This window comes from Mesorhizobium sp. M8A.F.Ca.ET.161.01.1.1 (genome assembly GCF_004792105.1).
In the GTDB taxonomy this organism is placed as follows: Bacteria; Pseudomonadota; Alphaproteobacteria; order Rhizobiales; family Rhizobiaceae; genus Mesorhizobium.
Genome location: NZ_SRTD01000036.1, coordinates 1 through 8725 on the forward strand (window position 1 = coordinate 1; position 8725 = coordinate 8725).

Annotated in this window: 7 protein-coding genes and 1 pseudogene; 3 read left to right on the top strand and 5 right to left on the bottom strand. The window is 56.7% G+C overall.

Annotated elements, in window-relative coordinates; all coding sequences use genetic code 11:
- The first annotated feature begins 186 nt into the window (after positions 1-186).
- A complete protein-coding gene (locus tag EN804_RS34345) occupies positions 187-1179 on the top strand; it encodes an IS481 family transposase (protein ID WP_135922286.1) in 993 nt (330 codons plus the stop codon).
- A gap of 185 nt (positions 1180-1364) precedes the next feature.
- Here EN804_RS34345 and EN804_RS34350 read toward each other — a convergent pair whose 3' ends face one another.
- The 4 genes from EN804_RS34350 to EN804_RS34360 all read right to left on the bottom strand — a co-directional run bounded on the left by EN804_RS34350 (position 1365) and on the right by EN804_RS34360 (position 5023).
- Positions 1365-2462: a pyridoxal-phosphate dependent enzyme gene (locus EN804_RS34350; RefSeq protein WP_127308887.1), complete on the bottom strand. Its 1098-nt coding sequence runs from the start codon at positions 2460-2462 to the stop codon at positions 1365-1367.
- 1057 nt (positions 2463-3519) lie between these two features.
- Entirely contained in the window at positions 3520-3690 is a 171-nt protein-coding gene (locus tag EN804_RS37480) for a hypothetical protein (protein ID WP_167531565.1), read from the bottom strand.
- A complete protein-coding gene (locus EN804_RS34355) occupies positions 3683-4036 on the bottom strand; it encodes a hypothetical protein (RefSeq protein ID WP_127308888.1) in 354 nt (117 codons plus the stop codon). Before EN804_RS34355 ends, EN804_RS37480 begins: the two co-directional genes overlap by 8 nt.
- 402 nt (positions 4037-4438) lie before the next feature.
- Positions 4439-5023 carry a transposase gene (locus tag EN804_RS34360; RefSeq protein WP_210212277.1) on the bottom strand — a complete coding sequence of 195 codons (585 nt, stop codon included), beginning with the start codon at positions 5021-5023 and terminating at the stop codon, positions 4439-4441.
- Positions 5024-5776: 753 nt separating this feature from the next.
- On the opposite strand from EN804_RS34360, the gene EN804_RS34365 reads away from it, so the two are divergent.
- Together EN804_RS34365 and EN804_RS34370 are read left to right on the top strand one after the other, a co-directional pair.
- Positions 5777-6658, top strand: a complete 882-nt coding sequence (locus EN804_RS34365; protein ID WP_127308889.1) for a GHMP kinase — start codon at positions 5777-5779, stop codon at positions 6656-6658.
- A 19-nt stretch (positions 6659-6677) separates the two neighbouring features.
- A complete protein-coding gene (locus EN804_RS34370; protein ID WP_127308890.1) occupies positions 6678-8309 on the top strand; it encodes a pyridoxal-phosphate dependent enzyme in 1632 nt (543 codons plus the stop codon).
- A gap of 164 nt (positions 8310-8473) precedes the next feature.
- On the opposite strand, the pseudogene EN804_RS34375 reads toward EN804_RS34370, so the two are convergent.
- A pseudogene (locus EN804_RS34375) lies at positions 8474-8725 on the bottom strand (transposase); the annotation flags it as partial.

The window sequence follows — 8725 nt, forward strand, 5'->3', positions numbered from 1 at the left end:
AGGCTCGAGGAAGAGCCGGCGCTCTCGGCAGCAAGAGTGCGCTGTCGAGGCCAAACTCTGAAAGGTCCACGTATCCTTTTCCCCTCCCGGTAGTTTGCGACATATACACCGTACCAGTGCTACATCTAGATGTTTGATCCCAGATTTTGATGGGGCATCCTTGTCCTCCGAATCAAGGGATGCGCTATGGGCCAGGTTCTTCATGGGAGCGCCACGACGACAGAGGCGGTCCGTCGAGCGATACAGCATAGTCAAGAGAGCCTGAGGGCGCTGGCGAAGCGCTACGGGATCAACCAAAAGACTGTTGCCAAATGGCGGGAACGGACCTCGGTGGCAGATTTGCCGACCGGTCCGAGAGAGCCTAGATCGACAGTGCTCTTGCCCGAGGAGGAGGCCGTCATAGTCGCCTTCCGGCGCTACACTCTGTTGCCACTCGATGACTGCCTCTATGCCTTACAACCGACGATCCCACACCTGACGCGCTCATCACTGCATCGCTGCCTGCAGCGCCACGGCATCAGCCGCCTGCCGGACGTAGAAGGCGACAAGCCGGCGAAGAAGAAGTTCAAGAGCTATCCGATCGGCTACTTCCACATCGACGTCGCCGAGGTGCGCACAGAACAGGGCAAGCTGCACATGTTCGTCGCTATCGACCGCACCTCGAAATTCGCCTTCGTCGAACTGCATGAGAAGGCCACCAGCGCCATATCGAGAGACTTCCTACTGCGCCTGATCGCGGCCGTGCCCTACAAGATCCACACTGTCCTCACCGACAACGGTATCCAGTTCACGACGCCCGGCGCCGGCGGTTCGGCCGTGCCATTGATCAAGGAGGCCATCGCAAACGGCGAACGCTTCTGGGCCCATGCCTTCGAATACGCTTGCGCCACGAACGACATCGAGCACCGAACGACCAAGGCAAGGCATCCGTGGACCAACGGCCAGGTCGAGAGGATGAACCGCACTATCAAGGATGCAACCGTCAGGCGTTTCTATTACGAGAGCCACGACCAACTCCGCCAGCACCTTGCCGACTTCATCTCGGCCTACAACTTCGGTCGCAGGCTCAAGACCCTCAAAGGCCTTACGCCCTACGAGTTCATCTGCAAGGCGTGGGCGTCACAACCGGAACGCTTCAAACTCGATCCGCTCCAGCAAATGCCGGGACTAAACATCTAGCACAACGCCTGCCGAATGTTGAGTTCTGGGTCCCGGCGTGCCTCGCACCAGCACCTTCAATCAACTCAATGTGTTCTGACCTGATGCACAGATAACGCATGCCGCGCCGCTCTCGTGTGAATCGCAAACCAAAACCGCTCTCACACCTTCCTGAAATCCGCTAAAAGTGCGTATCGAACGACACCTTACGGATTGTACCCGGCCGGGCGAGGCGCCGGGTCACTACCGGTGACATCTCGGTATCGACGCCGATCCCACTTGAATCGGCACCATCCCTCCGATACTTGTTCTAGCGAGGAAATTTCCCTTGGCTCCCCCCAACCACGAGCAAGGTCCTCGTTCCAATTGTTCAACCAACTGGGATTAAACACCGTCTCGACATAACGGACTCCGTGGTCGGGGAGAAGTGTCAGAACGAACTGCGAAGGCTCCTGAGCTGCGCGCCACTCTGCGACAGCAAGAGCGGCACCGCTCGATGGCCCGACAAGCATCCCAGTACGACGATGGAAATCGTGGACCATTTGGACCATTTTCGGAACCGGCACCCAGTGGACTTCGTCGCAGAGTTCAAAATTCACATTGCCCATGGGAATTCCTGCGCCCATCGCCAGAATCTGTTCAGACGTCTCCCGACACATCTTGCTGATGCGCGTGGCCCTGGCACCAAATATCACGCTTCTATTATGGTCGACCGCGATTACCTTTAAGTCTGGATTTTCTCGTTGTAATACGGACGCAATTCCAAAGAGCGACCCCCCGCTGCCGACCGTACCCACGATTAAATCAATCTTTGGCTGTGTCAGCAGGGCTCTCTCCGCAATCGGTTTATAAGAGAGAGAATTCAATGGGTTTGTGTACTGCTGTGGCCAAAAACTGTCCGGCATTGATGAGCGTAACTCGGCCAACATCTCCAGACGGGCCTGCTGTATCCCACCTTCGCAGTTCTTGCTGGCGTGGACCGTGTGTAGGACTGCGCCCATATTCTCCAACCTCCAGCGGACGATTTGCGACGTTGGACCGGTAACCAGCGTCAGGCGCAGATCATATAGCGAACACAGGATAGAGAGTGCCAAGGCGAACGTGCCAGAGCTGCTTTCAATGACGCGGCCGCCGGCTCGTAAATGTCCGCTCGCCAGCGCAGCATCAAGAATGTGCTTCGCAGGCGTAAATTTCATCAGGTCGAACTTTGCGACGACGAGATTTTGCGCGACCTGCACGAGCTTTGGGAAGGAAAGCTCTTCGACTATGTCGGGGTGAAATAGCTTTACGGAAGGTAGATCCATGATTCGATTGCCCCTCATTATGTTGAAATAGCGGAACGGTAGAACTACTGCCTCACGAGCCGTCTTCTTCGGACGACAAGGCAGCTGGCCGAGGCGTCTTTAGCGCGCGGCTTAATTGGGTCAGCGACGATGCCGGCGTTGAAAGCGCATTGACGCTCGGCATTTTCCCTTCGCTCCTTCCATTGAAGCTGAACAGTCGGGCCGGTAGAGAGCTCCCGCGGCTTTCCTCTGAATGACCCAAACCTCATGCCAATTCGGATTGGTCGAGCTGCAGAAGGGGAGGATTGCATTTCCGCTATTCGGCCCATCCAATTAACTACAGCGCATTTGAAGGATTGGCCGATGTGCGTACGACTCCAGCCATTTTGTTTGCTTTCGGCCTGGCCGCGGCCAGCCCCATTCCACACCTCTGTCACGATCTATTCGCGTCGATTATTTGGCGGACTTGGGCCCAGCGCCGCGTTCGCTGAAAGCAGCCCTATCGCACCGCAATCCCGCCGGTGCGCTTCCTGAATATGGCGCCTGCTGTGTGCTAGCACGATCGCAATCGCTAATTGGGCCGACAGAGCCAGACCGATCGGCTAAGTGGAAGCTCGACCCAAAGTCTCAAGTGCGACTCTATGGCGCCGACGCTCCGCGAGATAGAAATCGATCCACGCCTTCGTCTTAACCGGCCGGGTCATGCCTAGTGTCCCGCCAAGGCGTGACGGGACGCGCGAGCCTTTGAACGTCCACTGGGCAATCTGCGTCATCGGGACGCTGACGTGTAGCATGTGGGCGGCGAGCAAGTGCGGATTCCGGCGAAGCCGGGCATGCATTCCGAACTGATGCCGGCCACCTATTCCAATTTCATTCCGGCCACTGTTCCGATTTGAAGCCGGTCACTTTCTGGGTCTGAACCTGGGTCGTTTGGATGTTTGGTTCGAGTTCGGTGAAGGTCAAGCAGGCGATGTGTCCGGCGACGAGATTGATCGTTTTGGCATGCTCTCGCCGGACAGCTCGATCCGATAACGCATAACGCGTCGCGCGGTCTGAAGCTCTCAAAATTTGTCGAAGATCAGACGCAGCCGAGCCTGAAAACCTCTTCATCAGGGTTGAACACGATCTGGCCGGGGCGGTTGTAGGTCAAGCCACCTGCCAGCGGTATGCGAAGCTCGCCGCGCGCCGCCTTCTGCCGCTCCCCTTGATTCAGGCGGATGCGGATCTGGTGCAACTCCGCTTCACTCATGATCCCCGAGAGCCACTAACCATGGCCGGTCGTGATAGGCGCAGGGATCGTAGAGGCGCTCGCCATCGGGCGTTGATAACGCCGAACAATGAACACAACTCGAGGAGTTGATGCCAATCCCGGTTGTTGCGCGCCAATCGAGATGCATCGAGCCTGACCACCAGACCCGCGTTGCCAGCCCGATCTCGGCGATGAGCCGTTGGAAGCCGCCGCGCTCGACTTGGCCGTTTCCTGATTTTCCAAGATCCTCGTCGATTACGACGACACGATCCGGCGGCCAGCCTAATCTGACGGCGCGGTCCACCAAACTGTACTGAAGTTCGGCGCTTTCCTGGTGGTGGCGCACCTGGTTTATTGAGGAAATGGCGCACATAGACGTAAGAACTGTGAACGTCGGACGGCTGTGAGCCGCTCGTCAGGACTGCTCGGAATAGCCAACATCAAACCGCTCCCTGGCCGCTGGCGCGTTCGGCGGCATCCGGCGGATCAGAGTCGCGAGCATCTGCGCGACTTGGTGCTGAGATACCGGTAGGAGATTGTTCCAAAGGCTGGGCGTATCTGGCTTGATCCGTACCAGTGGAACACTGGTCTCCGGTAGAGACACCGCAGTCCGATGCGCCAAGCATGAGCAACCATCGCAACTCTCTCTTGAGTTACTAAAGATGATTCGCGCATAATACACTAAAGGAAGCAAAATCAGAATGGATATTAACTTCTCGCCGCGCTACGATGTTCATGATCATCCTCGCTAGCAGGCGACAAATCCGTCACTGACCGGCGCATATCGCGTGACCGTCCATCCTTCAGCTTGTCGGGCACGATCAGGCGGGGGAACGCCCTCGAAGAAACGGAACATCCGCACATGGGTGCCGATCCAGTGCGGCAGGGTCTGCGTCCACGTCGCCTCCGCATAGGTGAAGCTGGAGGCCCCGAACCTGGCGGATCTCGCCGGTGCGCGGGTCGACAATGGCGATCTTCGTGCCCGAATAGTCGACGAAGACCTTGTCGCCGGCGACGTGATGCTGCCGCATCGTCGGCGAAAGCCGCCGTTCGAAACCGCGAAAGAGATCGCCGAGCGGCTGCAGCCATAGCCGCCGGGATGCACGGCGCGATATTCTTCCCACAAAATGAGGAGCGTAACGCCCGGCTTCTTGAGCTCGACGACAAGGTCGGCCCAGTTCGGTTCAGGGCGACGCCGCATGCCCTGCTTGACCCCGGCCCGTGCGAACAGCTTGCCCTCGAGGGCATCGTCGGTCAGTTCGCCCGGCAGCGGCCAGGTCAGCCCCGCCGTGGTCCCTCGCTTCAGGTTGTCTTGAATGGTGCTACGCGCCACCCCGAGCGTCGCGCGATGTCCCGGGCGCTGGTCCCGTCCCTGCCAAGCCGGAGCATTTGTCTCCATTGTCTCATGGTCAGCTTCCTCTTTGCCGGCATCACGCTTTCCTTGTTCGATACAAGGAGCGTCATGCCGCAGTTGCTGACCCAGGTGGTGCTCTTCAGTCGCTCGAAAGTGGCCGGTTATTGATCGGAGTCCTGGCCGGCTTCATTCCGGAATGGTGGCCGGCTTCAAATCGGAATACCCGGCCGGTTTGAATCGGAATCCGCGAGCAGGCGTTCGCGCTCGAAAGGTTCGGCGTTGCCGTCGAGCTTCTTGATGGAGGGAGTTAGAAGCCGACTCTTGGATTCCTTCGGAGCCCCCAAACAACTGGTCAGAACGACGGGTCCTACGCTACTGTTTTTGTAACACCTATGACAGGTGCTATCTGGGATCACTCCTCCAGACTTTCTCAGTAAGCCGTTGAGTAGCAACAGAAAGGTATCTTCTCAGGTCGCTCTGTGCAGTTGGCCCGATTTTTGAGACTTTGCGTAGTGAGGCGGTAGAAATGTGCCGATTTGATGTTGCGGGCAGCGTTGATGTCGATCGGGCGCACAAGGAAGTTAAACCGGATTCGCGTCAGATAGCATCGTACCGCGAGGGGCAGTGCAATTGCCCGAGCCCATGGCACTTGTCGCCTAAAGCGGCGGGACTTGATCGACGGCAGCAAATGTAAGTCTCACTCCGGTATTCAGATATATTGCGAGGTTCACCATGCGGGCAACAGAAGGACGCGGCGAAGCTATCGGCCATCATGGCGAGCTCATTCAAGGCGTTTTTGAAGACCAAAATGCTCGTCTGCACCGTGGGCTGATATCGCTTCCTTGCCGCCACCTCAAGTCCACGGCGAATTTCAAGAATAACGGCGAAGAGAGGTTGTCCGTCACCCCGCAGCATTGCCAAAAGGCAAAACGCGCCGCGGAGCTCACGCTCAAGACTTTTGCCCGGAGCTCGATCGGCGGACGTCTGACAATAAAAAGCAATATCCCTATTGGACGCGGCATGGGCTCATCTACCGCTGATGTGCTGGCCAGCATCTTGGCCGTTCTCAATTACCTCGACCTCGAATCAACACCTCATCGCATAATGGCAATTGCGGTTGGCGCGGAGGCAGCTTGCGATTCGACGCTCTTTTCCCAGCAAGCGGTGCTCTTCTCGCATCGCGAAGGTTTCGTGATAGAGGCCTTCAGAAACCCGCTTCCGGCGATCGACTTCATCAGCATAGACACAACTCCCAACCAGACCGTTGACACTCTTGTATTCAAGCCGGCTCAGTACGATCCGTTCGAGGTCGGAGTCTTTCGGCCACTCCGGAGTCTTCTCCGTAGAGCGATCGACGACTCCGACGTTGGTCTGCTTGGACGAGTTGCCACCGCAAGCGCTAGAATAAACGAGAGATTCCTCCCCAAGCCCCGACTGTTCGATATCGAAGCGATTGGCGCTCGCCATGGCGCTCTCGGGGTACAAGTTGCTCATAGCGGGACAGTTGTCGGCTTAATGTTCGACCCGGCGAAGGAAAGGAGCACCGAAAACATGGATCTCGCGATGTGTGACCTTAGAAACATAGGTTTAAACCCTTCCGCATTTCGGCACTGAATCGGTCTGGGAGTAAAAAGTGGCTAGCAAACCTCTAATGCGCAATCTTGTGGATTTCGAGAACCCTAGAATCATCGAATTGAACGATGGCCTGTATGGCGCCAGTTTTTTTCTAATGAAGCTTCTTCCAGCCCGGTTTATCCTAGAACGGGCCGTGGAGCAAAGAGCACTGAAAATAGGTGCCAGCATTTGTGACTCTTCTTCAGGGAATTTTGGGCTCGCCTTGGCCATGCTTGCTGCACAGCATGGCTACAAACTTACACTAGTGAGCGACCCGTCGCTCGATCGGCACCTTCATACACGCCTTGCCCAGCTTAATGTGCACGTAGACGTCGTCAGCAAGCCAGCGCGCGGTGGTGGATTTCAACAGGCGCGCTCGGAAAGGCTGAACAGGTATCTCAGGGAGATACCCGGCAGCTATTGGCCCGCGCCCCACTCAAACCCGGATAATCCGCTCGCCTACGCGAAGCTAGCGGAGTTGCTCATCGATCGAGTGGGAAAAATCGACTGCCTGGTGGGCCCCGTCGGGTCAGGGGGCTCCATGTGCGGCACGTCCAGGTACTTACGAGTGCCGTTCCCCGGATTGCATACTATTGGAATTGATTCGCCAAAGTCAGTTCTATTTGGCCAACTTAGCGGCAAGCGACAGCTTAGCGGGCTGGAACGGAGCATCATTCCCTCCAATATCAATCACAGTCATTTCGACGAGGTACATTGGCTGACGCAAGCAGAAGCATTTCATGCGACTCATCGTTTACACCGAGACTATGGGCTATTTATGGGACCTACCGGTGGTGCTGCGTATAGGGTCGCGAACTGGTGGTCTCAGAGGAATCCTGGCAAGAAGGTTGTCGCCATATTTCCTGATGAGGGGCATCGCTACATCGAAACTGTCTATAACGAGGACTGGCTTAGATCCGTCCCTGGATGGCGTGAATCGTTGCGCGAACAGCCAGTGCCTGTTGCCGCGCCCACGGGGGAATTGACGGGCTGGTCCTATTTTGCCTGGGGCAGGCGAACACTCGATCAAGTGCTTGCCAGCGCGATGGAGTATGCGCCCCTCCGGTCATCTTTCGAAAACCGTTTGCCTCCGCAGTCGATAAAGCAAAAAAGACCCAGTGGGGCAATGCACCTCAAGCCGATTACGCCTCCCTCCGAAGGGTGCGGTGCGAGGCTAATAGCTTTGTCTCGCTTTGATGATGCCGCGGTCATCCATTTAAAGCTTGATCCAGAGCAGGAGCAGTTTGTGGATCCGTTGGAAGTGGTGTTCTCGGATCTTCGAAATAGCTCTTGGCCCGAATGTGAGCATCCCTTCTCGATTGTAGTTCGCGACGAAGCTGTCGGTTTTTTTGTCCTGCGCGAAAAAATGGCTTTGCCAGAGTGGGCACCGCCGGATGTGATCACTTTGCATAGCCTTCGCGTGGGCTCTACACATCAACGCAGCGGATACGGTGAGGCAGCAATGAGACTTGCCGTCCAATGGGTCTTAGTCAACCGACCAGCCGTCGCCTGCCTCTTGCTTGCAGCAAACGTCCGCAATCTCACAGCTAGAAACGTTTACCTGAGGTCGGGCTTTTGCGATACCGGCGCTACTTACTGCGGCCCGGTTGGCACTCAAAATATCCTTAAATACATATTCGATTCAGAATAGTTGGAAGGTTTGAAGCTTGCACTTTTAAATTACAGATAGCTCGCCTGAGGGGCCATGCTCCACGAGCGAGCGCTTTCGGGCCGGCGTGCCTCATAGCCACTATCTTACCGGGGCGTTGCGCCTTACCTATCAAGCGACATCCGGAAGTGACCCCTCCTATTGCCTCACCGAGGAATGTTCCCGAACGCGATAGGGCCGACATGGGCCCTTTCTCCATCCGTCGCGGCGGAGGGAGATAGCGGCCAGCTCTTCATCCAACCGCCATCGAGGATGATCAGCCCAGCCATTTCCATGCGCCAGACCTTCACAAGCCGTTGCACCATTCTCAGGTTCTTTTCCTTAAAGCGCGAGGGGTCGATCTTTGTCAGGCGTTGCAACACACTTGCTGCCGAGAGCGCCGGCTCTTCCTCGAGCCA